Here is a 21,493-nt window from a genome sequence, read left to right on the forward strand (position 1 = left end):
GTATGGAAAATAAAACGACTGAGTTTACTTTTTTACTGCAAAAAAATGATTTTTTTATTTATCACATTTTACTGATTCCAGAAGTGCTAATGCCGACTGTTCAGGCAACGGTCACAGAAGACAGCATCACCATTCAAGAAAACTTTCCAGAAGACTTGAAAAAATCAATTGGATACGATGAAGAGTGGCGCTTTCGTAAAATTTTTAGCCATCCAGAAAAATCTATTGAGCAATTAGCGGACACTTTCATAACTAGTTTACTGAATTATCTGATTCGAGATTCAAATAATCAGTTTATCTGTAGAGTTGTTATTGAGATACCAGTATCTCAGTTAGTAGAAGCTACTATCAAAAAAGAGTTGTTTCGCTTAACGGAGGTTTCACTGGGGAATAGCAATTTATTTTGTCAATTAGTAAATCTTAAAGAAATGTATCACGCAGAGTTTTTACCAAAGAGCCGTTTTGAAGAGGCTCTGGATTTTTCAGAAATAACGTATATTAGAGAACACTTTACTGAAGAATTATTGTTTGAAGAGCTGCTGCGGTGTAAATACGCTGAAAAAACTTTGCTTCAATTATTGCAGCTCCCACCTGAATTACAAAAATCTTTAGCTGAATTAATGTCAACAGAATCCTTTTATTCAAAAGCGGGGATTCATTATCGTGATTTTACCGCACTTTTCTTGGCTAATCTTGAAAAATTGTTTCGTGGACAACCACAAATTTTCCGCCAAGACTTAATCAAAGAAAATATAGCAAAGGCCAATATTCTTTTGCAACTCATGTCGTCTCCTCAATAGGTCAAAATAAAAACACTTAAACAGCGAAGATGTTTATCAAGATTCTGATTGGAAACTTTGATAAAAGCCGTCTAAACCGTTTAAGTGTTTTTTCGTCTGAAATTATTGAACTGGTCTAACTTTTTTTCCGTAAAAGTAGCGGACACAGAAAAGTAAAGCAACTAATAATAATGCTAATAAAAAGAAAATAGCAATTTGTGAACCAAGGATAGTTCCTTGTTGGTAATCAGTTTGGCTTGCTTGGGCTAAATCAATAATACTAGCAACAATTGCCGTGGAGACAGCACCAGAAAATTGTTGCAGCGTATTAAATAAAGTGTTGCCATCGCCATAATCTTTTTCTGAAAGACTATTCATCCCTGTGGTCATCAAATTACTATAGCATAAGCCGCTACCAATCATATACGTGACATGGGCGGCAACAAAGCCCCATAAAATTGGATTTTTCAATAAAAGTGCTAAGGCTAACCAACCCATGGCGGAAAGACTGAAGCCAATGATAATAGGTTTTTTGGCGCCGATATTATCTAACAGGCGACCAGAAAATGGCGCCAATAACGCTCCGACAGTTGCCCCCGGCAGCATCACTAAGCCGGCGATAAAGGCATCTTGGCCTAAAACAACTTGTAAAAAATTCGGCAAGATGAAAGAAATTCCCAATAGTAAAAATTGGCAGACTAAAAAGCCAAAAAGAAAGGTGCTGAAGCTGGCTTTTTTCAAGACCGCCAAATTAACTAATGGTTCCGCCACATTTTTTGCTCGTTGCAGATACACGATTAGTCCGACTATCGCAATGGCTAAAGCAATCCAACCTAACCAACTGCTGAGGTAGCTTAAAAAGATTAAAGCCCCACAAAAAAAGATTCCTAAGGCTAACAGACTTTGCCAGTCCAATTTTGCAGAGCTGTGGACCGCCATTGTCGGAATGGCGTAAAGACCCAAGACTAAAGAAACTAACATCAAAGGGATCAGAAAAAGAAAAATATAATGCCACGACAAAGCGGAGGTTAAAATTCCGCCATAGGTTGGGCCAATTGCTGGGGCAATTGAGGTCGTCATAGTCCCTAAGCCCATCATGGCCCCGCGATTTTTTAGCGGCGTATAGGTTAAAATAATATTGAACATCAATGGCAAGGCGATGCCGGTGCTGACCCCTTGAAGGACACGTCCCACCAGTAAAATGGAAAAATTGGGTGCCAAAAAGTCCGTTAAGAGACCAACTAAGAAAAATAAATTAGCAGCTAAAAACAGCTGTCTCAACGTAAATTTTTTCAAGAGATAATTGGCTAAAGGTACCATAATCGAGATGATTAATAAATAAATTGTTGTCACCCATTGGACCATCGCAGTAGTCACTTGAAATTCCATAATCAAAGTTGGGAAGGTAACATTCATGGCGGTTTCGATTAACACACCGGAAAAAGACATGATTCCTGTCGCCAAGACGGCTAAAACTAAGTGGATTTTTTTCTGTTGCATTCCTATACCTCATATTTCTTCTCAAAAAAAAGAGAGGGGTTTCTATTTTCATAGAAACCGCCTCTCTCTCGACATGGGCTCGCCCATGTTATCTGTACGATTTTTTTGCTTTATTTATCTTAGCGGAACATTCGACCTGCGTCAAGAAAAAATTTTCGCTGGAGGGCTAGTTTCTTTTTTGACCTCAACACTTTGAATCGGCAAGACTAAGGGGAGACTGCTTTAACCTTAGTAAACTAATCATCAAGTGGGACAAACTCTGCCATTGTCTTTTGGATGACTAGTTTAGGTGCGTGCTCTTTAGCAAGATGGGCCTCCCAATGCTCAGCTAAATGCTCAGGGCGCTTCAGCCAGTTTTGAAAATCTTTTTTGTCCTGCCATTTAGAAACCAGTTGAAAGACAATGCTCCTTTTATTTTCCTGCAGCCACGCTTCACTTGAAAGGCAGCCTGCTGCTGTTTTTAATGAAGCCAAATCTTTTTTTATTTTTTCTTGGAAATGGCCCTTGCCTTCAGGCACCACTTCAAAAGTAACCGTCTTAATAATCATCGAAATCCACCTTTCTTTCAGATTAGTATACGGTCAATTGAGAATGGTTGTCAATTAGCTTTTTTAAAATTCACTTTAATATATCGCAAAATTGTTTCGTGCTATAATAATTTTCGAAATAAAAGAGGTGTCGTCAGATGAAATGGTTGCAGAAAAATGGTTTTTTTATCTTATTGCTTGGCGTTGTCAGTGATTTTTTAACGCCTTATATTTTAAATTTATTTTATCCAGGCTTTAATCCGTTGACTATGTACGTCAGTGCTTTGGGCAGTGATGATAGTCCAGTGCAGCTGGCCTTTAATCTTTGGTCGATTATTTCCGGCTGCTTAATGCTCTTAGGGATTCCGGCAGTTTGGCAGAGATATCACAGAAAAACACCGCTTTTGGCCGTGCTGTTATCATTAGCGATTGCTTTTTTTGCAATTGGTGATTGTATTTTTACCGGTGTCTTTACCTATTCAGCGGAGACAGGGCCGTTAACCGTTGAAATGCTCGTGCACAACCTTGCTTCTGGGGCTGGAATTGTTGGCTTTATGGTGGTGCCGTTACTGTTAAGTATTTATTTTCGCAGAAGTCATCCCCAGCGCTCCCGGAAATTGTTGATTGTGTTTTTCTTGTCAACGATTCTTTCAATCGTATCTGGTTCTAAAGATTTGCCCTTAATTAATCAAATTCCAGTGACCTATGAAGGTGTTTGGCAACGGCTCAACCTTTTCTTTTTATATTTGCCGGTGGCCCTTTTGGCGATTTTTGAAATTCAAAACAGAAATCAGCGGAAAGAGTAGGCGGAGAAAAAGTTTTTTGGTAAACTGTTGACAGAAGGTGGGAATTATATGAAGGTATACGTCAGAAAAGCAACGATTTTGGATTTAGACCAAATCGAAAAAATCATTGAAGATGGCAAACGTTATTTACAGGCTCAGGGGTCGCCTCAATGGCAAAACGGCTATGGTCCAACACGGGAGAAAATTCAAGCCGATATTGAAAGAAAAGAAAGCTATGTTATGTTAGTCGAAGGCGTCATTGCGGGAGTGGCGGCTTTAGTTTCAGGGGTTGATCCAGTTTACACAGCGATTTCAGGTGGCAGCTGGCAGGAAAATTCTGCCGAAAGTTATTTGTCGGTGCATAGAGTGGCCTTTAACCAAGAGCTAAGAGGGCAGGGCTATGCTAAATTATTTATGCAATTATTAGTGACAGTGGCCGCTACTATTGGCTGTCGTGATTTGCGGATTGATACTCATGAGATGAATCAGATTATGCAAAAAGTGATTTTAGGAGCTGGTTTTACTTATCAAGGGGAAATTGAATTTCCCATGCCCAATGGTGAACGGCGGGCTTATCAAATTATTTTAGAGTAAAAGCAAAGAAAGACTTGCTTTTTTTGCGGATTTTGACTACCATAGAAAAGAAATTGGAATAGTAATAAAAAAATGTTTTTAGAGAATCTGACCTCGGCTGCAAGTCAGATAACCGCTTTTTTTATGAACCTGCCAGAAAATTGATTGCAAACAATCGGTGTGAAGTCCTTATCCTTCAGCGAGCTGGACTGTCAGACAGTCAATAAAGGTGGTACCGCGAAATCCAAGCATTTCGTCCTTTTTATAAAGGATGAGATGCTTTTTTTATTTGCTGAAATTTATAGCCGGCCGCAAGCACAACTCACTTACATTTTTATCAGGAGGAACAACATGGCAAAACAGACAAATGATTTTACAGAATGGTACATCCAAACAATTTTAAAGGCGGAATTAATGTCTTACTCACCAGTTAAAGGCTCGATGATTTTCCGGCCAGACGGCTATGAATTGTGGGAACACATTCAAGAGGAGTTCAACAAATTTTTACGTTCAGAAGGGATTCGCAATGCTTATTTTCCAATGCTCATTCCCCAAAGCTTCTTTATGAAAGAAGCAGATCACATTGAAGGCTTTGCTCCGGAATTGCCGTGGGTCACAGAAGTCGGCAATGAAAAATTGGAAGAACCTTTAGCCCTAAGACCAACCTCTGAAACAATGATTGGTTCAGCCTTTTCTGATTGGATTAATTCTTATCGGGATCTGCCCTATGAAATTAATCAATGGGCGAATGTCTTCCGCTGGGAAAAGAAAACTTTACCATTTTTAAGAACTTCAGAATTTTTATGGCAAGAAGGACATACTGCCCATGCCAATGAAGAGGATGCCCGCATCAGAACCATGAGTGTTTTAGAAGAATATGCTCGCCTCTGCGAAGAATTCTTAGCCATTCCGGTCTACAAAGGACAAAAAACTCCTTCCGAACGTTTTGCTGGTGCAGTCGATACCTATTCAATTGAAGCGATGATGCAAGACGGCAAGGCGGTACAGGCGGGAACCAGTCATTATTTAGGAACAAAATTCGCAGACGCTTTTGATATCACGTATTTAACAAAAGAAAATCAGCACACTCATGTTCACACAACTTCTTGGGGAGCTTCCACTCGCTTGATCGGCTCCTTGATTATGACCCATGGAGATGAAAACGGCCTAGTCTTTCCACCAACTGTGGCGCCAACACAAATTGTTTTGATGCCAGTCGGCCCGTGGAAGAAAAATCCAGCGATTTTAGAAAAATTGTCGGAAATTTTTGCTAGTCTTAAAAATAAAGGCTATCGTGTTCGCTTAGACGACACAGATAATTCTCCTGGTTATAAATTTAATGAATGGGAATTAAAAGGTGCTTGTGTGCGGATTGAATGCGGCCCAAGGGATTTAGAAAATAATCATGCGATGGTTAAGGTGCGGGATTTAGCTGATAAGGAAGCTGTTGACTTTGCGGACTTAGAGGGCTACGTTGAAGCGCAGCTGGAATTGATGACGCCTCGGCTGTTAGAAAAGGCCCAATTGCGTAATCAAGAAAATGAATATTTAGAAATTGAAACCTTAGCCGATTTAAAGGCCCATATCGAAAAATCACAAGCCGAAGATAAAGTCCCGGGCTTTGTTTTAATCGGTTGGGATGGTAGCGAGGAAACCGAAGCAAAAATTAAAGAGGAAACTGGTTTTACCACTAGAAATATTCCTTTTAATCCACCAGTTGAAAAAACCGTTGATTTAATCAGTGGCAAACCAGCTAAACACACAGTCTGGATTGCTAGAGCATATTAAGCTGCTTACACAATAAAAAGTCCACTAACATTTAGGCTAAAAGCTGTCTGCAGGAATTTTAACAATTCCAGACAGCCCATTTCCTTATACTGTTAGTGGGCGTTTTAGTTAGGCGTTTCTCTTTTGTTTAAATTCCCGAGTCATCGCAGTCAAGCTTTGAGTGGCATCAATTTCAATCAAGTGAGGATAGAGGTCTAAGCTTTGATTGGCTTTGACCTCTGTTTGAAAGAGGGCCAAGCGCTTCGTGATACTTTGCTCATCTTCACCCCGTTGTAGCATCCTTTTTTTTGTTTCTTCCTTTGAGATATTCAGACGTACAGGAATAATCTGCTGGCCAAAGCGCTGATAAAGGTTGATAAATCCCGGCAAAGTCAGCACATCAAAGCAATCATCCTGCAGCAATTTTTCTTGAATCGCTTTTAGGGAAACCCCGTAATAATTACCGTTATAGCGGTCAAATTCTGCAAAAGCTTCCTCAGCAATCATCTGTTCAAAAATTTCTGGTGTCACAAAGAAATAATCCCGCCCAGAAATTTCCCCAGGGCGAGGCGCTCTGGTGGTGTGGGAAATCACTTTTTGCTGCTGACTAAACGCCGCTTCAGCCAGGCTGGTTTTACCGGAACCACTGGGGCCCACAAAGATATAACAAAGATTTCTCATACGCTCCGCCTTCTCAAGTTCTAGATTATCCTCAGTATACACAAAAGTTGGCAAATCCAGCCACTTTTTAGACTGAAAAAAGCTTAGAGAATGCTATAATCATCTTGGGAGTGGAAAAATGAAAACTTTTATCAATTTTTTTAGAAGTGATCTGCTGTTTAGCATTTCATTTATTTTAGCAATTATTGCCTGTGGGGCAGGGCGTTTTGCCCTATCATTTGTTGATGGCGATGTGATTTTGACTTTACTTGGTCTAATGGCTGTCATCAAAGTACTTGAAAGGCTAGGCGTGTTGGATTTTTTTGCCGCCAAGCTGATTCAACTATCCAAAGATGAACGGGCCTTAGTCACCAATCTGACTTTTTTAGCTTTTTTTTCATCGATGATTCTCACCAATGATATTGCGATTTTAACTTTATTGCCGGTGTTTCTAAAAATTATCGGTCGCAATAAAGCCTTTAAAAGTAAAATTCTTGGGACAACACTGATTATTATTGCCGCAAATTTAGGGAGCAGCAGTCTGCCCTTTGGCAATCCACAAAATTTATATTTGTATGGCTATTACGATGTGCCTTTTGGTCAATTTGAAATTTGGATGCTGCCGTTTTTCTTATTGTCAGCCGTTAGTCTGTTAGTTATCACACGCTTTATCAACAAAAATCCTTTAGAGGTTAGTAGTCCGCAGCTAAAAAAAATCTCGACCAGACAATTAGCTTTGGCGCTGGTTGGTTTGCTGCTGATGATTTTGGCAATTCTGCATATTCTGCCACTGGCAATAGCAGTTGTTGTCAGTATTTTATTAGTGGTCTTAGCGGATTTAAAGGCTCTAAAAGAAGTCGATTACCGATTGCTAGCGACCTTTATTTTCTTCTTTTTAATCGTCGGCAATCTGGCGGAAATTCCAACCTTTGTGGCGTTTATCCAAAATATTATGGGGAATTTCTTATCAGTGCTGGTGGGCTCTAGCTTAATTAGCCAGCTGATTAGTAATGTGCCGGCTGCTTTGTTGTTAGCTCCCTTCACCGAGCAGAGCCAAGCGTTACTCTTAGGGGTCAATATCGGCGGACTAGGGACCTTAGTCGCATCATTGGCCAATCTAATCGGCTTTAAAGTTTTCTCCCTTTATGCACCTGGGGAGAAGGGCAAGCTTTTGCGAAATTTTTCCCTGTTGAACTTTTGCCTGTTAGCCGTCTTTTTACTTTTTTTCAGCCTCTTTAATTTTTTCTAATTTGACTCTTGAGGAGCCTTTGATAAATTGGTAAGATATGACTTGAGGAAGGTGTCCCATGAAAAAAAGATTAAAGAAAAAAGTAGCTTATAAAGCCTATATCCGCAATATTTTTGAAGGCTATGAAAAAATGCTCCAAGATGCCAGCATCCCCGAGTTAACCTTTACTTATTTAAAGGAACAAACAATTCTCTCAAGGGATGATCAAGGCGCCATTCACTTTTTAACCAAAGACATGTAAAGGGAGTTCTGGGATAAAATCTGTTACACTTTATCCTAGAGCTTTTTTTGCTGCTTAGAACTTTAAGAAAAATCAAGCATTTTAAATAATGGCTTAAGATAACATTTTTTTGACTGATTGCCTTTATGAATAGGCTAAAATTAAAGAAACGAAAGGAGTCTACCATGAAAATTTCGAAAATTGGCTTACTTACAAGCACTGCTTTACTGTTTAGCAGCCTTTTAACAATTCCAACAGCTGCTTTGGCTACTAGCAGTTCAACCACTAGTGAAGAAACTACTTGGGATAAACCGATGTTTGTCGCCGGCGCCGGATTAACGGCTGCTCAATTAAATGAAACCATGAATTTATTAAATATTACCGCAACTGATGTGGACACGGAGGTAGCAACGGCTCAAGATTTAATCAATTATCTTGGCACCGGCTCTGGCGATGATTCCGCTATGTTAAGTTCCGTTGTTGTAACCAAAGAAGCAAGCGGCAGCGGTATTCAAGTAGATATTGTCACACCTGCCAATATTACGTTAATTACGGCCGAGCAATATATGAATCCATTGGTGACTGCCGGCATCACCGATACCTCAATTGAAGTGGCCAGCGTTGTGCAAGTGACTGGAGAAAGCGCCTTAACGGGAGTTTATAAAGCTTTTGAAGCCCATGGCGTGACGATTGATCCTGACAGAGCGCAGCTGGCACAAGAGGAATTAACGACAACGACAGATATTGCCGATGAAATTACCAGCGAGGCATCTCAAGACAGCACGTTATCTTCAGAGGAACAATCAGCTGCAGATGAAGCTTATCAAACACAATTGAACCAAGCTTTAGTCGATATTAAAACAGAATTGGCCGCCCTTAAAGAAGCACAAGGGGACAATGTCACAGCTGAAGATGTTGAAAATGTAGTTAATCAAGCATTAAAGGATAATGATTTATCGCAATATATTTCTCAAGACAGCATCAATCAATTAATTGCCTTGGCGCAAAAGTATTTGGATACTGATGGTGTTTTATCACAGGAATCTTTAGATCAGCTGCAAAAAATTTCAGACAGCTTTAAAGACACCCTCAGCCAATTAGGTGACCAATTTGGCGGATTAACAGATGCCTTGAAGGCTAACGAAGGTTTTTTCCAAAACTTATGGACCTCGGTTAAAGACTTCTTTACCAATTTGTTTAATTAGTTGTTTTTTTGACAAAGAATTTTTAGCGTGCTACGGTGTTACAAGAAAAGTTTTGATGGTGGTGAAGAGATGAAAAGTCAAGAACTGGTGGAACAGCTGAATAAAAAAGAGCCCTTGACAAAGCGGTCAATTTTGCTAATTATCCTAGCAGCTGTTTTGTTTTTTCTAGTTATTTTTTTTGGCTTCTTCGTTTCCCAAGGTGTTGTTGATGGTGATTCCATGAACCCGACGTTGACTGATGGCGATCGGGTTTTAATTTTTAATTATGAAAAGGTCGATCGCTTTGATATAGTTGCCTTTAATCCGCCGGGACAGCCGGCTGAGGAATATGTCAAACGGGTGATTGGAATGCCCGGAGATGATGTGGCTTTTGATGACGGCGTGTTGTATATTAATGGAGAGGTCACTCCAGAGGACCATCTGGAGCCTGAGGACAATTACAGTAGTCCTTTTTGGAATTTTGACCTGCAGGATATTTTGGAAATTACCCCGAGTTTAGCCGGTGAAGACATGCCTGCAACAATTCCTGATGAGATGTATCTCGTCTTAGGGGACAATCGCAATAATTCTGAGGACAGCCGGACCTTTGGCCTGATTTCGGCAGAGGAAATTATCGGCGTGGTTCATTTCCGTTACCGTCCACTGACAGATTTTGGCATTTTGCATTAAAGAAAAGGGGAGACCATGACAGACAACAGCCCATATCTAAGAAGAGCTCAATATTATGAAACCGATCAGATGGGAATTATCCATCATTCCAATTACATTCGCTGGTTTGAAGAAACCCGCTTAGATTTTCTCGCAAAAAATCAAATCTCCTATCAAAAAATCGAAGAGCTGGGAATTATCATCCCAGTGCTTGCCGTAGATTGTCAGTATAAAGAGATGGTTCATTTTGATGACCAGGTCTTGATTTATTCAACCGTAGAAACTTATACGGGAACCCGCCTGGAAATTACTTATGAAATTAAAGATGCCAGTGGCAAACTTTATACGACCGGCGCCAGCCAGCATTGCTTTTTATCCAAGGAAACTGGTCGACTAATTAGTTTAAAGAAAAGTTTTCCTGAGGTACATCATCAGTTTGAAGCATTAAAAAATCAAACAAAGGAGTGCTTAGATGGAGATAATTGATTACTCGCTGCAAAAAAACAATCAAGAGCTGACAGCACTTTTAAACGAACATCAACTAGAAAATAGTGACGGACCTATTGGTAAAGCTGTTGAATTTTCTTTTGCAGCATTTTCTGAAGGCAGCTATCTGGGCGGAATCAGCGGTCACAAGTGGCTAAACACTCTACATGTCAGCTTATTGGCGACTAAGCCAGCAGTACGCCAGCAAGGTTTAGGGACAAAGCTGTTAAATCAGGCCAAAAACTTTGCCTTAGCAAATGACTGCCACTTTATCACAATCAATACACAGGATTTTCAAGCCAAGGATTTTTATCTGGATTATGGTTTTGATATTATCGCCGAAGTCGCCGACATGCCATTTACTGGGACTACTAAATATTTTATGTTAATGGATTTAACAGCCGCCGAACATACTTAAAACGTTTCAAACGATTGAGTAAAAAGAAGTAGATAACTCAACGCATTTACCATGTTCCAATGAGTCAGCTGAATTGCTATTTTAAAAAGAGTCTTTGTCAACAGTGTTGCTATTTTAAAAGGAGTCTTCGATGGATCAAACGATGGGTTTATTAAAAAAATTCTTTGTAAGTAATGCAGACTTGCGGGTCTTTGCCATGAACGGCTCTCGGGTAAACCCGCAAATTGCTGATGATAAATTTAAAGACTATGATGTAGTGTTCTTTACCGACCAAGTTAAGAAATATCGGCTTCAGCAAGATTTTTTACAAGTCTTCGGTGAGATTTTAATTATGACAGAACCCGAGGATGACGATTTATCGCCGCCTTGGTTTCCAAAAGACCAAGGGTATATTTTTTTAGTTCAATATACTAATGGGGTGCGAATTGATTTTCAGTTTCGTTCTTTGAAACTGTTGCCGGAGTATTTAAAGGAAGATTCCTTGACTCAAATTATTGCTGATAAAGAGGGGCTGACTGACCAAATTGACTCAACCGATCAAGATTATTGGCTGACCTATCCCTCTCAAAAAGCCGTGATAGCTGCTATTAAGGAATTTTGGTGGCAATCCCTCAGTGTCTTGAAGGCAACTTTACGGGGAGAATTGCTGCTGGCTCAATTTTATTTGCGAATCACCCGGGATGAAGTGATTCGGCTGATGACCTGGCAAACGGCTTTGACTTATGGATTTGAACGCAGTTATGGCAAACAACAAACCCAAATTTTGCCTTTGCTTGATGAAAACGAGAGGGCAGCACTACTGGCAACCTATCATTCTGATGGCCCTGAAGCGATTTATACGTCACTGCTGCAATTAATGGCATTGACAATGAAATTTTCCCAGCTGCTTAAAAATGAATTTAACTTGTCTGAAGATTTTTTACAGGAATTACCAAAAATTCCTGAGAAATATCTTTTAAGCAAGCAAGAACCTAAATTGGCTAAAAAATTCAAACTATAAAAAAGGAGAAACCAATAGCTGTTGCTATGAGTTTCTCCTTTTTTTCATTCTTCTGTGATACTTGAGTCGGTCGCCATCATACTTCTTTGTGCCTCCAAAGCGGCATCCAAAGTTGCTTGATCCGTTTCTTCGGTAACTAAAATCTCGCTATAATTTGGAATAAAGGCAGGGTAGCTAAAGCCGATAATACCGCTATACGTGATATTCACTACTAAACCGGCAATCAATTCACTCGTAGCTGGCTCATTGCCATTTTCCATTTTCACCTTATCTAAATCAACTTCAAGCCGATACATATCGGTGCCTTGACCGACTCGGGCAACGACTAAAACATTATTTTCATTGGAAACAATTACACTTTCTAAATGCTCAGTTGTGTCTATCATGCTAGTCATACTGCTATCCTCCGTCATTGTGTTACTTTCTGTTGTAGTAGAACTAGCTGTATTACTTGTCGAATCACTAGTTCCACAGCCTGCTAAAATAAATCCGCTTAAAAGGGCGACACCCAAAAATTTGAATTTCATATATTCAGCTCCTTCATTCCTGCTTATTACGTTATTTTATCCGCTTTCTTTTTTATTATGACATAAATTGACATAGAGAGAAACACTTTAAAGCTATCAACTTTTAAAAAATTTTATGATATGATAAAAGCGTGTGAGGGGAGGGTGAATGGATGCGGGTCTTAGCCAATTTATTTAGTTTTTCGCGAATTATAGCAGCACCCTTCTTAATTTTCTTTGGAACGGAATCTTGGGAATTCCTAGCAATTTATTTGTATTGCGGTGTCAGCGATATTCTTGATGGTCGTATCGCCAAGACAGCAGGAATCGCAGATGAAGCCGGCTTCCATGCTGATTTAATTGGCGATCTAGCTTTCTTATTTATTGTATTAATCAGATTGGGACCTCAGCAAGCACTGCTTTCATGGGAACTTGTTTGGTTAGCGGGTATTTTGTTTTTTAAAGTGGTTGCAATCATCATTGCCTATGATAAATTTCAACGATTTATTCTCGTGATGCCCACGTTTTTAAATCGCTGGGCATGGGTCTGTCTCTTTTTTGTTCCGTTTTATAAGTATCTGGAGCAATATTTAAAAATCGAAACTAGCAGTAATCTCTTTTTGCTGGCATTTTTACTGCTGGCCAGTTTAGCTGTTATCGAAGAATTATCCATTATTCTTCTGAGCAAAGAGTATAATTTCCAAGTCAAATCAATTTTTATGCTAGATAAAATATAAAGGCGACTGTGGGGTTAGTTAGGTTAACAGACGGAATCCAAATTATATTGGATTTATCTCTGTTATTCAGTAAACTTTTGAGACAGAAAGTACATGTGTGGCTGCGTGCGGTCCAGTAAATACTTGTCACAAATTTTCAATTTTTAGCGATGCTTGCCAGGTGTGTTCAGAAAATCAGTTCTGTTTCAACTTATACCAAGGCTTTATTTTATCTCGGTAAAACCTTGATGTTTTAGAAACTCATTCAGTTGCGGTCGTTTTGCAGTTGCAAAAAAATCAATGACTTTTTGACTCCAGCTGGTTTGCTGCTGATTACTAATTCGTTGAGTATAATAATTTTCCATTGTCAAATCATACTCTTTAATATCCATCCCATCAAAGTGATAACGATCAATTGGTGCTGCAATCGTTTTTGGTAGACGCTGCTTCACTTGATTTTTATTTCTAGGATAGCCAATTGCCAAGCCAAACAAGGGGACAGTCAGAGGGGGTAGTTCTAAAAGTTCCGACACTTCAAAAATCTGATTGCGAACACCGCCAATAAAACAAATTCCCAGACCTTGGCTTTCAGCAAAAGTTGCCATACCTTGAGCTGCTAAAGTTGTATCAATAATAGAAACAAGTAATGGCTCCATTGTTTTCAGATGGCTAATATCTTTCTGTTGTGCCTGCAGAATTCTGGCATGCCGCTGCAAATCTGCGACAAATATATAAAAGACGCCGGCCTGTGAAATAAATCCTGGATTCCGACTAAAGCTTTCAATAGCTTGCAATTTTTTCGGATCACGAATTTCGATAATGGAGTAGGCCTGTAAAAAATTTGAGGAAGAGACACTCTGAGCAGCACTGACCAGTTGCTCCTTTAATTCCTGTGGGACATCCTGCTGAGTAAAATCTCGGACTGATGTATGCTGAATCATGGTTTCAAATAAATCCAAAAGAAAACCTCCTAAAAGAATGATAGTAACAGTGTACTAAAGATAAGAGAAAGAATGCTGGTTAAAAGTCTAGGTAAGAAAAATTTTGCTTTTTTGCCAGTAGCATTTATTAAGAATCTGACTTCATAAACATTGTAGTTAAATTTAAAATGATGAGCTAAGGAAAACAAAACTAAAAAAGTTTATGGGATTACATCAAACTAGCAAAAATTAGGAATAAGAAAACTAGCGCAAAAAAACTTGCAACTATTTTGTTTGTAATTTCGATTTGAATCGCTATTAGTTAGAACAGCAGACTTGTAGAAACTGCAATTTGTACTTTGAATTTGCAGGCAGAAGAGAGGCTAAAATGAGTAGATTTGTGGGAACTGATGGAGAACGCCTCAAATTTTATATTTTAGTTTACATAATATATATTATGCGAAGTTAACTTTGTTTTAAATACAAAAAAGCAGATTGAAATCCAATTCATTTCAACCCACCTACTATTTCTTTTACTAATCCACTTTATCTTTACAAAACTTAATCTTTTCTTTTTACTATATAGGATTCAAAACTTAAATCTATTCACTTTCTAACAATCTAAGTTGTTGTTTGATTTCAGCAAGCCATCTAGGTTGATTATGATTTTGATTTGCGTAATCATCAACAATTCGGTTGTAACGTTGGATGGCGTCATTGACAGCATTTTTACCAAAAAATTCTGACCAAATGATACTATATAATGCTGTATGATACGCGTAAACTTTAAGCAAGAGCCAAAAGCTTTCTGGAACATTACCGTTAAAATAACCAAAAATTTGGCCCCACGCAAAAGCTGTAGAATCTTCAACCGTAAAAGATTCTACTCTGACAAATTCTTCAAAAGAATCACCGATATCCCAGCGATTAAAATCAATCACTGCTAAAGTATTGTCCGGCTGCAAAATGAAATTACCAGGATGATAATCGCCATGTTGATAAGTTATTGGTTGCTGCCTTATTAAATCTAGATGTTGCTGAATGAAATCAATCATAAAATCTTGATTAACTAAATGATAATCAGCCTGCAAATAACGGTCCAACTGACGGCGTTTTTTTGCAATAACTTGCTGCAGACATTCCTCAACCGAAATTTTTTCCTCAAGAGGCTGTTCATGAAGCCTTTTTAAGAACTTTCCTGCAGTTTGGCCTAACTGATATTGCTCTAATAGCGGCAAATCAGAGAGAACTTCTGATAAATCCTTTCCTTCTACATAAGATAATTTCATATAAGCCCATGAAGAATCTTTTATCTGCTGGCATAAAAATGGTTGCGAACATGGAATGCCAGTCTGGTAAACAATTTCAACAAAATGGAACTCCGCTAACTTTTCAGTAAAGAGATCACTAGAAAACAATCTATATAAATAGCGTTTGTTTTCAATACTGACAGCAATTTTAATATCATCAGACCAGCCCTTATCAATTACTTCATAGGACTGCCATTCACCGAAGTCCGCAATTTTTTGAAAAATTTCCCGCATAGGTCTCTCCCCTCTTCACGCAAAATTACGAAATCAAGTCTTTGATTTTTGCAACTGTTGCTGGAACGTCTAAAGCAGTGGTATCGATTTTTATCGATTCAACTCCTCGATAATTTTCTAAACGAGCTATCGCTGTAGTAATTGAATCGAAATCTCGGAGACCTTTTGCAATGTCAATTTGAATATTTTCTGCCAATTTTTGCGGGCTCGCAACAAGTGAGACAGAAGTTACTTCTGTATTGGTTAGGGTTAATCCTGCTAAAACATCGTTAATTATTTCTTGATGGTCCATCACCCAACAAAAAATAATAAAGTCAAAGCTTGAATTATCAATAAAGGATTGCAGCAAAAATTGAATGTTTTTCAAAACCATCTGCTTATTCTCTTCTGTAAATTGCCACGGATGCATTTGCCAGCACCAGTCACCATCTAACATCACAGAATTTTCTAATTCTTCATTTAATGCTGCTGTCACGGTACTTTTCCCAATACCCATTGGGCCACCAATCAAGATAAGCTTTTTCATTTCAGGTTACCTCTCCTTAAAAAATTCTTAGAATGCATTCATAGATTGAAATCTATGGTTAAGTTTTCCTTTAAACTTCTAAAACTAGTTTTCAAAGCTACATTAGCTTTTTTATTAATAATTGCAGTAAGTAGCAAGCAACTAGATAAGCACTTCAGCTACATTAAAAAATCACTCATGCAAATTTATTCACTTTCCAAGATTTATTTCCCTGTCTTAACCCAATGGCGCAGATATCTAAAAATCAGATAGAAGGATGTAATTGTGATAACAAGCAAAATAAGTTTAATCAACGCTCCAAAGATATGAAAAAATGTGTCAGCTATGATTAAACCAAATAAAACAATCAGTCCAACTAGTAACCAACCAACTACTCGTCCAGCTTTTATAGCAGTTTCTTTCGGCAAATCACCAAAGGTATTCCCGGCAATTAAGCGTAACCATTTCCCACGAAACAGTTGAATTGCCAGAATTAAAAAACCAAAAATCAACAGGCTCAGAAAAATATAGGTAAACACTTGCCTTCCTCCTTCCTGGTTTTCGATGTTTTTATCACTGTTTTTACGTATTTTATTGAAAGAGAGCTAGTTAAATTATAACATAGTAGTATAAATGTACTCAAAAGTGAACTGGAGGGCTTGACTGTGAAAAACTTAGGAAATTTTGTTGGGGCGATTGCGGTTTATTGCGGACTGATTTTTTTCCTACAAAAAGATCAGCGTTATTTGTATGGGTTGCTACTTTGTCTTTTATTGTGGCTAGTGTTGAATTTATATCCGATCTTCAGTCAAAAGCACCGTTTTGCTCGAGCGGAGCTGGTGATTATTGATGAAATGTCGGGGATTGAATTTGAACAATACACAAAATTTTTATTGACTAAAGTTGGTTACCTAAAAATCAAAGAGACCAGCAGGATCGGCGATCAAGGCATTGACCTGCTAGCTCAAAAAGATGGTGTTTCTTATGGATTTCAATGTAAACGCTGGAAGAAAAAAGTTGGCAATAAAGCGGTGCAAGAGGTCCATGCCGGCTTAGGTTATTACGGCTTAGACCAAGGGATTGTTATCACGAATAATTATTTTACAAAATCGGCTAGCGAATTAGCGGCCAAATTAAACGTTCGTTTATGGGCTCGCGACGATTTAGCAAAAATTTTGCGGGAACAGCAGAAATTACAGGCTGTTAAAGAGAAAAAAGCCTCCTGAAATTTACCCGGCTTGCTCCTTTTAAGTGAATTCCTGAGACGCACCATTCAAATTTTTGTCCTAACAGAAAAATTGCTAAGTAATTATAGACCGCCGCAAGAATTACAACTCATTTAAAAACTCTTGTAGTTCTTGCCGGTAATTATTTTCTTGAATAATTTTCTCCAACAGCTCTTTGTCATGGGTATGATTGATTCGTTTGCTGATTAATTCTTCATACAATGGATAAAATGGCATCTGCAGCTGCTCCCCTAAAGCAATTTCCTGTGAAACATCATAGGCAACTCTTCTAAAATCAATGTCGACAATTTTTTCTTGTTCCACATGTAAAATTGTGTAATAAGCTTGGCCATCAGAACGAAATTTGGACCAAGAACTAAAGGCTTGCCCGATAGAGCCGGGATTTAAAATCAATTGGTCTTGGCTACTGTATCGCAATGTTTGGTGGTGTACATGGGCATAAATAGCAACATCTAACTCTTCTAAATCTCCTTCAAAAAGTCGGTCATAGTCAGCTTGTTTGCCAACTGTCGACAAGCTACTGCCCCAGTTTTCCTGTGGTAAATTATGACTGATACCAAAATTAATTCCTTCAACTTTTACAGTCTGATGCAAGGGCAAATTTCGCAGCCAATTAATATTGTCAATGGAAAGGCTTTGATAGACAAATTTCGTCAACATGCCAATGTAGACATCTGTCGGATTAGTCAAATCAATCTTTTTATCCAATACCTCTAACAGACAGTCATCCCAATTGCCTCTGACTGCTATCGAGAGCTTTAATTTTTCTATCTCTTTGAAAATCTGCTGGCCAGTTGGGCCTGGCAGCAATAAATCCCCAATAAACCAATAATCCTCCACCGCTTTTTTATGACAATCTGCTAGTACGGCTTTGAGAGCAGTCAAATTTCCGTGAACATCAGCAAGCAGTGCAATTTTTTTAGCCATTTTGTCCCTCTCCAATCAGCTTGAACATCAACATTTCATCATAATAACGATTGTTCCACTTTAATGCATTTTTTTCATAGCCGTATTCTTTGAAACCTAGTTTTTGATACAGGTGGACGGCCGCCAAATTTTCTGCATTCACGCAAAGACTCACCTGTTCAATCATGGGAAAAGCTTGTGGGATTTCAGTAAGCAATTGCTGTAATAATTGTTGACTATAGCCTTTTTTGCGAAATTCCGGCAGCAGATACATGCCGAAAATCACACCTTTATGAGCTAACTTTAAACCCTTTTCTTGATAACAACCCACTATGCCTACTAAATTTTGATTATTGAAAAAGCCCAGCACCATTTTCTGATTTTTGTCGGCGAGTCGCTTTTGGATTTGTTCTTCTGTATAGGCTTTTTCCTGCTGATAAGTTACCGCAAAAGCCTCTGGAGTTTCCTGCAAAGCCTGTAGCCGGAATTGATGATAGGCTGCGGCATCTTTTTGTGTTAAGTTACGTATCATGTGTATCCTCCCCAGAAAAATAAAATGGCTGGTAATTCAGTGCCGTTAAATAATTTAAAAAATCAGCATAGTCTAAAATCACTGTCGCATCATTTGATTTGGATGAAACCCGATTTTTTGATTGTGGGGGATATCTTGATGAAGTAAAATTTTTATGGAACTGCTCCCCTCACCTCTTTTTTCAGGCAAAGCTAAGGGCCCCACCGCCCCCAGTTGAAGGCCGAATTTCTCAGCTAAGTCCTCAGCTGACACAAAACTTAAGCGTTTTTCGCCTAAAAATAGTGCCAGCTTTTTTAAGTCCAACTGAATGGAATCTGGCATCACCACAAGATAATAATTGGGATTGTTTTTGCCTTTTCCCTTCAGTAATAGATTTTTAACTGCGGATGCTGGAATCTCAAAATCGATATCAGCGACTGTATAAACAGCTTTGTGTTGAGTAACTTGATAGGCAATCTCTAATTTATTTAAGCGCTGATAGATATCAGCCGCTGGTAAAATCGTCATCATATCCCCCTCTTTTATAATTTGCTATGCCAATAAAGTAGCAGCAGAGAAAACAAACATCTCACTGCAAAGTGTCGCCAGTTTACTCTGCCATTTAGACTCAGTCCATTTAAAATTGCTGCACATAATAAAGCAATCAGCCCACCATAGAAAAAAATTAGGCTAATAGGCGCTAAGAACAAACAGCTGCCGCCAACTAAATTTATGAGCAGCAGTCTTAAAGAAAGCTGCTCTTTACTTTTCATAATACTACTGGCGACTAGCATCAAGCTACCATATAAATCAGTCACGATATAAAAAATTAGGGTCATGCTTTTTTCCTCCTTTTGGTATACTAAGTAAAACACAGGGGGTTAACCCCCTGACAAGGAGAAAACAAAAATGAATATTTCCCAGTTTGTAAAGCAGCAAAATACAACGGTTGACACCATTAAACATTATCTCAAGCTAGAGCTTTTAACGCCGCAAAAAAAGCAGAGCTGGTATAATTTCACAGAGCAAGAAGCTGCTGATTTTCAAAACATTCAAGCCTTAAAGAAATTAGGATTTCCCCTCGCTTTAATCAAAAAGCTGAAGGAAAGCCATGAAAAATATTGCGGGACGCCCCAACAGTGGCAGCAAAATCTAGTTATCATCGAAGAAGCTCTAGTGCAGGTTGCCATTGAAAAAGCAGACCTACAGATAAGAGAAGATAATTTATTGCAGACCAAGGCCCAACTCTTAGAAAAACTGGCGGAATAAATTTATTTTGCCGGAAACAAATTTACATAATAAATATATTGGAACCCCCGCTCAAGCTTTTTTTACGCTGAATAAGAAATGTGGCATCTTTATCCCATAATAATCTTTTGAAAATCGTTCTTTTACTAGCATCCCATTACGAATAGCTACATTCATCGAAGCCAAATTCGTATCACGAACGATTGAAACAACTTCGTCGGTAAGATGCTCAAAGGCATATTCTTTGCAGGCCCGAGCGGCTTCAATAGCATAGCCATGTCCCCAGAATTTCTTTTGCAAATGATAGCCAATCTCCAAATAGTTTTTATCGGCTACTTGTTGTGAGGTTAACCCACACTCACCGATAATTTCGCCGCTCGCTTTTAATTCCATCGCCCAGAGACCAAATTGATTCTCTTGATAAGAAGTCCGATTCCATTGCAGCCAATTTTTCACCTCGGCTTCAGAAAAGCCATGCTCATAAGCATACATCACCTCAGGATCGGCTAAAAAATTTCTTAGCTCAGACTCTTCACCTGGTTGCCACTCCCGCAAGCGTAGTCGTGGTGTTTCTAAAATGTAGCGCACCCAATCACACCCTTTTTATATTTCTTTTAGTGTAGCACAAGAATTCCTTTAAACACTAGTGACCATTGATTTTTAAAGGCTAGCTTTACCACTAAGAATCGACGGATTTAACTTCTTTAATCCCTTTAAAAGCGGTATAATATAGCCATACTTGAAAAAAACATGATTTTTTTTGAAAAAGTTGCAATAAATTTTGAAGGACTGGTGGGAATAAGATGATTGAATTAGTAAATGTTGCCAAGCATTACGGGGATAAAATTGCTTTAAAGGATTTAAATTTAAAAATTCGTGAAGGAGAAATTTTTGGTTTTCTCGGACATAACGGCGCTGGTAAATCAACAACGATAAAATGTCTAGTCAGCACGATTAATCCGACAAGCGGAGATATTTTCTTTGACAACCAAAAGTTAGGGGACAATCGTCTGGCGATTAAAAAGACGATTGGCTATGTTCCAGACACCCCGGATTTATTTTTGCAATTAACAGCCAATGAGTATTGGAACTTAATTGCTGTGGCTTTTAGTCTATCTGAAGATACTAAAAATCAGCAAATTGCGAAATACACCAAGCTATTTGATTTTGAAAATAAGGGGAATGAATTATTGGATAATTTTTCCCATGGGATGCGCCAAAAAGCTATTTTGATCGGTGCCCTACTCTCTGACCCAGATGTTTGGATTTTAGACGAACCGATGCAAGGACTAGACCCGCAAGCGGCATTTGATTTAAAAGAATTGATGAAGGCCCATGCAGCCAAAGGAAAAACGGTTATTTTTTCGACCCACGTTTTAGATACCGCTCAACAATTATGCGACGAATTGGCGATTTTGAAACAGGGGGAATTAATCTATAACGGTTCAGTAGATGAGCTCTTGGCCTCAGCCGGCGATGAATCTTTGGAATCTGTTTACTTGAAAATGGCTGGGCGTCAATCCGAACAGCAAACCAGCGCTGTCATTAATTCAGAAAGCTCTGAGGCATAGCC

28 protein-coding genes and 1 other annotated feature are annotated in these 21,493 nt (G+C 38.7%); of the genes, 15 read left to right on the forward strand and 13 right to left on the reverse strand.

What is annotated here, in order from left to right:
• Positions 1-2 precede the first annotated feature (2 nt).
• Positions 3-800, forward strand: a complete 798-nt coding sequence (locus ORH16_RS06935; protein ID WP_265457451.1) for a hypothetical protein — start codon at positions 3-5, stop codon at positions 798-800.
• A 102-nt stretch (positions 801-902) separates the two neighbouring features.
• Here the strand turns inward: ORH16_RS06935 and ORH16_RS06940 are convergent, their stop codons facing one another.
• Positions 903-2,279 carry an MFS transporter gene (locus tag ORH16_RS06940; protein ID WP_265457452.1) on the reverse strand — a complete coding sequence of 459 codons (1,377 nt, stop codon included), beginning with the start codon at positions 2,277-2,279 and terminating at the stop codon, positions 903-905.
• 236 nt (positions 2,280-2,515) lie between these two features.
• The gene (locus tag ORH16_RS06945) at positions 2,516-2,827 is read right to left on the reverse strand and encodes an antibiotic biosynthesis monooxygenase family protein (RefSeq protein ID WP_265457454.1); all 312 of its coding nucleotides are present in this window, start codon (positions 2,825-2,827) and stop codon (positions 2,516-2,518) included.
• A 137-nt stretch (positions 2,828-2,964) separates the two neighbouring features.
• Between ORH16_RS06945 and ORH16_RS06950 the strand changes: the two genes are divergently transcribed.
• The 3 genes from ORH16_RS06950 (at position 2,965) to proS (ending at position 5,952) form a co-directional block, all read left to right on the forward strand.
• Positions 2,965-3,612, forward strand: coding sequence for a DUF998 domain-containing protein (locus tag ORH16_RS06950; protein WP_265457456.1), 648 nt, complete (start codon positions 2,965-2,967; stop codon positions 3,610-3,612).
• A gap of 48 nt (positions 3,613-3,660) precedes the next feature.
• Positions 3,661-4,185 (forward strand): GNAT family N-acetyltransferase, encoded by a 525-nt coding sequence (locus ORH16_RS06955; protein ID WP_265457457.1) that lies wholly within the window; start codon positions 3,661-3,663, stop codon positions 4,183-4,185.
• A gap of 39 nt (positions 4,186-4,224) precedes the next feature.
• Positions 4,225-4,428 (forward strand) — a binding site (T-box leader).
• An 87-nt stretch (positions 4,429-4,515) separates the two neighbouring features.
• The gene (gene proS / locus ORH16_RS06960; RefSeq protein ID WP_265457459.1) at positions 4,516-5,952 is read left to right on the forward strand and encodes a proline--tRNA ligase; all 1,437 of its coding nucleotides are present in this window, start codon (positions 4,516-4,518) and stop codon (positions 5,950-5,952) included.
• A 108-nt stretch (positions 5,953-6,060) separates the two neighbouring features.
• Here proS and ORH16_RS06965 read toward each other — a convergent pair whose 3' ends face one another.
• Positions 6,061-6,612 carry a guanylate kinase gene (locus ORH16_RS06965; protein ID WP_265457461.1) on the reverse strand — a complete coding sequence of 184 codons (552 nt, stop codon included), beginning with the start codon at positions 6,610-6,612 and terminating at the stop codon, positions 6,061-6,063.
• A gap of 118 nt (positions 6,613-6,730) precedes the next feature.
• On the opposite strand from ORH16_RS06965, the gene ORH16_RS06970 reads away from it, so the two are divergent.
• The 7 genes from ORH16_RS06970 (at position 6,731) to ORH16_RS07000 (ending at position 11,817) form a co-directional block, all read left to right on the forward strand.
• The gene (locus ORH16_RS06970) at positions 6,731-7,840 is read left to right on the forward strand and encodes an SLC13 family permease (RefSeq protein ID WP_265457463.1); all 1,110 of its coding nucleotides are present in this window, start codon (positions 6,731-6,733) and stop codon (positions 7,838-7,840) included.
• A 58-nt stretch (positions 7,841-7,898) separates the two neighbouring features.
• Positions 7,899-8,081, forward strand: coding sequence for a hypothetical protein (locus ORH16_RS06975; protein ID WP_265457465.1), 183 nt, complete (start codon positions 7,899-7,901; stop codon positions 8,079-8,081).
• A 164-nt stretch (positions 8,082-8,245) separates the two neighbouring features.
• Positions 8,246-9,265, forward strand: coding sequence for a DUF1002 domain-containing protein (locus tag ORH16_RS06980; RefSeq protein ID WP_265457467.1), 1,020 nt, complete (start codon positions 8,246-8,248; stop codon positions 9,263-9,265).
• A gap of 69 nt (positions 9,266-9,334) precedes the next feature.
• Complete coding sequence (lepB, locus tag ORH16_RS06985) at positions 9,335-9,934, forward strand: signal peptidase I (protein WP_265457469.1); 600 nt, start codon at positions 9,335-9,337, stop codon at positions 9,932-9,934.
• 15 nt (positions 9,935-9,949) lie between these two features.
• A complete protein-coding gene (locus ORH16_RS06990; protein ID WP_265457471.1) occupies positions 9,950-10,399 on the forward strand; it encodes an acyl-CoA thioesterase in 450 nt (149 codons plus the stop codon).
• Entirely contained in the window at positions 10,386-10,817 is a 432-nt protein-coding gene (locus ORH16_RS06995) for a GNAT family N-acetyltransferase (RefSeq protein WP_265457473.1), read from the forward strand. Before ORH16_RS06990 ends, ORH16_RS06995 begins: the two co-directional genes overlap by 14 nt.
• A 130-nt stretch (positions 10,818-10,947) precedes the next feature.
• Positions 10,948-11,817, forward strand: coding sequence for an aminoglycoside 6-adenylyltransferase (locus ORH16_RS07000; protein ID WP_265457474.1), 870 nt, complete (start codon positions 10,948-10,950; stop codon positions 11,815-11,817).
• A gap of 44 nt (positions 11,818-11,861) precedes the next feature.
• Here the strand turns inward: ORH16_RS07000 and ORH16_RS07005 are convergent, their stop codons facing one another.
• Positions 11,862-12,344 carry a hypothetical protein gene (locus ORH16_RS07005; RefSeq protein ID WP_265457476.1) on the reverse strand — a complete coding sequence of 161 codons (483 nt, stop codon included), beginning with the start codon at positions 12,342-12,344 and terminating at the stop codon, positions 11,862-11,864.
• A 152-nt stretch (positions 12,345-12,496) separates the two neighbouring features.
• On the opposite strand from ORH16_RS07005, the gene ORH16_RS07010 reads away from it, so the two are divergent.
• Positions 12,497-13,060: a CDP-alcohol phosphatidyltransferase family protein gene (locus tag ORH16_RS07010; protein ID WP_265457478.1), complete on the forward strand. Its 564-nt coding sequence runs from the start codon at positions 12,497-12,499 to the stop codon at positions 13,058-13,060.
• A 203-nt stretch (positions 13,061-13,263) separates the two neighbouring features.
• Here ORH16_RS07010 and ORH16_RS07015 read toward each other — a convergent pair whose 3' ends face one another.
• The 4 genes from ORH16_RS07015 to ORH16_RS07030 form a co-directional block, all read right to left on the reverse strand.
• A complete protein-coding gene (locus ORH16_RS07015; protein ID WP_265457480.1) occupies positions 13,264-13,998 on the reverse strand; it encodes a nitroreductase family protein in 735 nt (244 codons plus the stop codon).
• A gap of 563 nt (positions 13,999-14,561) precedes the next feature.
• On the reverse strand, positions 14,562-15,503 hold the full coding sequence (locus ORH16_RS07020) for an aminoglycoside phosphotransferase family protein (RefSeq protein WP_265457481.1): 942 nt from the start codon (positions 15,501-15,503) through the stop codon (positions 14,562-14,564).
• A gap of 25 nt (positions 15,504-15,528) precedes the next feature.
• Positions 15,529-16,029 carry an AAA family ATPase gene (locus ORH16_RS07025; RefSeq protein WP_265457482.1) on the reverse strand — a complete coding sequence of 167 codons (501 nt, stop codon included), beginning with the start codon at positions 16,027-16,029 and terminating at the stop codon, positions 15,529-15,531.
• Between the two features lie 203 nt (positions 16,030-16,232).
• Positions 16,233-16,547 (reverse strand): hypothetical protein, encoded by a 315-nt coding sequence (locus ORH16_RS07030; protein ID WP_265457483.1) that lies wholly within the window; start codon positions 16,545-16,547, stop codon positions 16,233-16,235.
• A gap of 126 nt (positions 16,548-16,673) precedes the next feature.
• Between ORH16_RS07030 and ORH16_RS07035 the strand changes: the two genes are divergently transcribed.
• Positions 16,674-17,234: a restriction endonuclease gene (locus ORH16_RS07035; protein ID WP_265457485.1), complete on the forward strand. Its 561-nt coding sequence runs from the start codon at positions 16,674-16,676 to the stop codon at positions 17,232-17,234.
• Between the two features lie 102 nt (positions 17,235-17,336).
• On the opposite strand, the gene ORH16_RS07040 is transcribed toward ORH16_RS07035, so the two are convergent.
• The 4 genes from ORH16_RS07040 to ORH16_RS07055 all read right to left on the reverse strand — a co-directional run bounded on the left by ORH16_RS07040 (position 17,337) and on the right by ORH16_RS07055 (position 19,511).
• Positions 17,337-18,182, reverse strand: a complete 846-nt coding sequence (locus tag ORH16_RS07040; RefSeq protein ID WP_265457487.1) for a metallophosphoesterase family protein — start codon at positions 18,180-18,182, stop codon at positions 17,337-17,339.
• Positions 18,175-18,693, reverse strand: coding sequence for a GNAT family N-acetyltransferase (locus tag ORH16_RS07045; protein WP_265457489.1), 519 nt, complete (start codon positions 18,691-18,693; stop codon positions 18,175-18,177). Before ORH16_RS07045 ends, ORH16_RS07040 begins: the two co-directional genes overlap by 8 nt.
• Positions 18,694-18,771: 78 nt before the next feature.
• Positions 18,772-19,200 carry a YbaK/EbsC family protein gene (locus ORH16_RS07050; RefSeq protein ID WP_265457491.1) on the reverse strand — a complete coding sequence of 143 codons (429 nt, stop codon included), beginning with the start codon at positions 19,198-19,200 and terminating at the stop codon, positions 18,772-18,774.
• Between the two features lie 14 nt (positions 19,201-19,214).
• The gene (locus ORH16_RS07055; protein ID WP_265457493.1) at positions 19,215-19,511 is read right to left on the reverse strand and encodes a hypothetical protein; all 297 of its coding nucleotides are present in this window, start codon (positions 19,509-19,511) and stop codon (positions 19,215-19,217) included.
• Between the two features lie 70 nt (positions 19,512-19,581).
• Here ORH16_RS07055 and ORH16_RS07060 point away from each other — a divergent pair, with 70 nt between their 5' ends.
• Positions 19,582-19,941: a MerR family transcriptional regulator gene (locus ORH16_RS07060; RefSeq protein ID WP_265457494.1), complete on the forward strand. Its 360-nt coding sequence runs from the start codon at positions 19,582-19,584 to the stop codon at positions 19,939-19,941.
• A 51-nt stretch (positions 19,942-19,992) separates the two neighbouring features.
• Here ORH16_RS07060 and ORH16_RS07065 read toward each other — a convergent pair whose 3' ends face one another.
• The gene (locus ORH16_RS07065; protein WP_265457495.1) at positions 19,993-20,508 is read right to left on the reverse strand and encodes a GNAT family N-acetyltransferase; all 516 of its coding nucleotides are present in this window, start codon (positions 20,506-20,508) and stop codon (positions 19,993-19,995) included.
• 215 nt (positions 20,509-20,723) lie between these two features.
• Between ORH16_RS07065 and ORH16_RS07070 the strand changes: the two genes are divergently transcribed.
• Positions 20,724-21,491: an ABC transporter ATP-binding protein gene (locus ORH16_RS07070; RefSeq protein ID WP_265457497.1), complete on the forward strand. Its 768-nt coding sequence runs from the start codon at positions 20,724-20,726 to the stop codon at positions 21,489-21,491.
• The last annotated feature ends 2 nt before the right edge of the window (positions 21,492-21,493 follow it).

Source organism: Enterococcus sp. HY326 (assembly GCF_026157065.1).
Lineage (GTDB): Bacteria > Bacillota > Bacilli > Lactobacillales > Enterococcaceae > HY326.

Excerpts from the sequence above, each read along its gene's own strand:
- ORH16_RS06935 (WP_265457451.1), top strand. The coding sequence starts at position 3 with ATGGAAAATAAAACGACTGAGTTTACTTTTTTACTGCAAAAAAATGAT.
- ORH16_RS06940 (WP_265457452.1), bottom strand. The coding sequence starts at position 2,279 with ATGCAACAGAAAAAAATCCACTTAGTTTTAGCCGTCTTGGCGACAGGA.
- ORH16_RS06945 (WP_265457454.1), bottom strand. The coding sequence starts at position 2,827 with ATGATTATTAAGACGGTTACTTTTGAAGTGGTGCCTGAAGGCAAGGGC.
- ORH16_RS06950 (WP_265457456.1), top strand. The coding sequence starts at position 2,965 with ATGAAATGGTTGCAGAAAAATGGTTTTTTTATCTTATTGCTTGGCGTT.
- ORH16_RS06955 (WP_265457457.1), top strand. The coding sequence starts at position 3,661 with ATGAAGGTATACGTCAGAAAAGCAACGATTTTGGATTTAGACCAAATC.
- proS (WP_265457459.1), top strand. The coding sequence starts at position 4,516 with ATGGCAAAACAGACAAATGATTTTACAGAATGGTACATCCAAACAATT.
- ORH16_RS06965 (WP_265457461.1), bottom strand. The coding sequence starts at position 6,612 with ATGAGAAATCTTTGTTATATCTTTGTGGGCCCCAGTGGTTCCGGTAAA.
- ORH16_RS06970 (WP_265457463.1), top strand. The coding sequence starts at position 6,731 with ATGAAAACTTTTATCAATTTTTTTAGAAGTGATCTGCTGTTTAGCATT.
- ORH16_RS06975 (WP_265457465.1), top strand. The coding sequence starts at position 7,899 with ATGAAAAAAAGATTAAAGAAAAAAGTAGCTTATAAAGCCTATATCCGC.
- ORH16_RS06980 (WP_265457467.1), top strand. The coding sequence starts at position 8,246 with ATGAAAATTTCGAAAATTGGCTTACTTACAAGCACTGCTTTACTGTTT.
- lepB (WP_265457469.1), top strand. The coding sequence starts at position 9,335 with ATGAAAAGTCAAGAACTGGTGGAACAGCTGAATAAAAAAGAGCCCTTG.
- ORH16_RS06990 (WP_265457471.1), top strand. The coding sequence starts at position 9,950 with ATGACAGACAACAGCCCATATCTAAGAAGAGCTCAATATTATGAAACC.
- ORH16_RS06995 (WP_265457473.1), top strand. The coding sequence starts at position 10,386 with ATGGAGATAATTGATTACTCGCTGCAAAAAAACAATCAAGAGCTGACA.
- ORH16_RS07000 (WP_265457474.1), top strand. The coding sequence starts at position 10,948 with ATGGATCAAACGATGGGTTTATTAAAAAAATTCTTTGTAAGTAATGCA.
- ORH16_RS07005 (WP_265457476.1), bottom strand. The coding sequence starts at position 12,344 with ATGAAATTCAAATTTTTGGGTGTCGCCCTTTTAAGCGGATTTATTTTA.
- ORH16_RS07010 (WP_265457478.1), top strand. The coding sequence starts at position 12,497 with ATGCGGGTCTTAGCCAATTTATTTAGTTTTTCGCGAATTATAGCAGCA.
- ORH16_RS07020 (WP_265457481.1), bottom strand. The coding sequence starts at position 15,503 with ATGCGGGAAATTTTTCAAAAAATTGCGGACTTCGGTGAATGGCAGTCC.
- ORH16_RS07025 (WP_265457482.1), bottom strand. The coding sequence starts at position 16,029 with ATGAAAAAGCTTATCTTGATTGGTGGCCCAATGGGTATTGGGAAAAGT.
- ORH16_RS07040 (WP_265457487.1), bottom strand. The coding sequence starts at position 18,182 with ATGGCTAAAAAAATTGCACTGCTTGCTGATGTTCACGGAAATTTGACT.
- ORH16_RS07045 (WP_265457489.1), bottom strand. The coding sequence starts at position 18,693 with ATGATACGTAACTTAACACAAAAAGATGCCGCAGCCTATCATCAATTC.
- ORH16_RS07050 (WP_265457491.1), bottom strand. The coding sequence starts at position 19,200 with ATGACGATTTTACCAGCGGCTGATATCTATCAGCGCTTAAATAAATTA.
- ORH16_RS07055 (WP_265457493.1), bottom strand. The coding sequence starts at position 19,511 with ATGACCCTAATTTTTTATATCGTGACTGATTTATATGGTAGCTTGATG.
- ORH16_RS07060 (WP_265457494.1), top strand. The coding sequence starts at position 19,582 with ATGAATATTTCCCAGTTTGTAAAGCAGCAAAATACAACGGTTGACACC.
- ORH16_RS07070 (WP_265457497.1), top strand. The coding sequence starts at position 20,724 with ATGATTGAATTAGTAAATGTTGCCAAGCATTACGGGGATAAAATTGCT.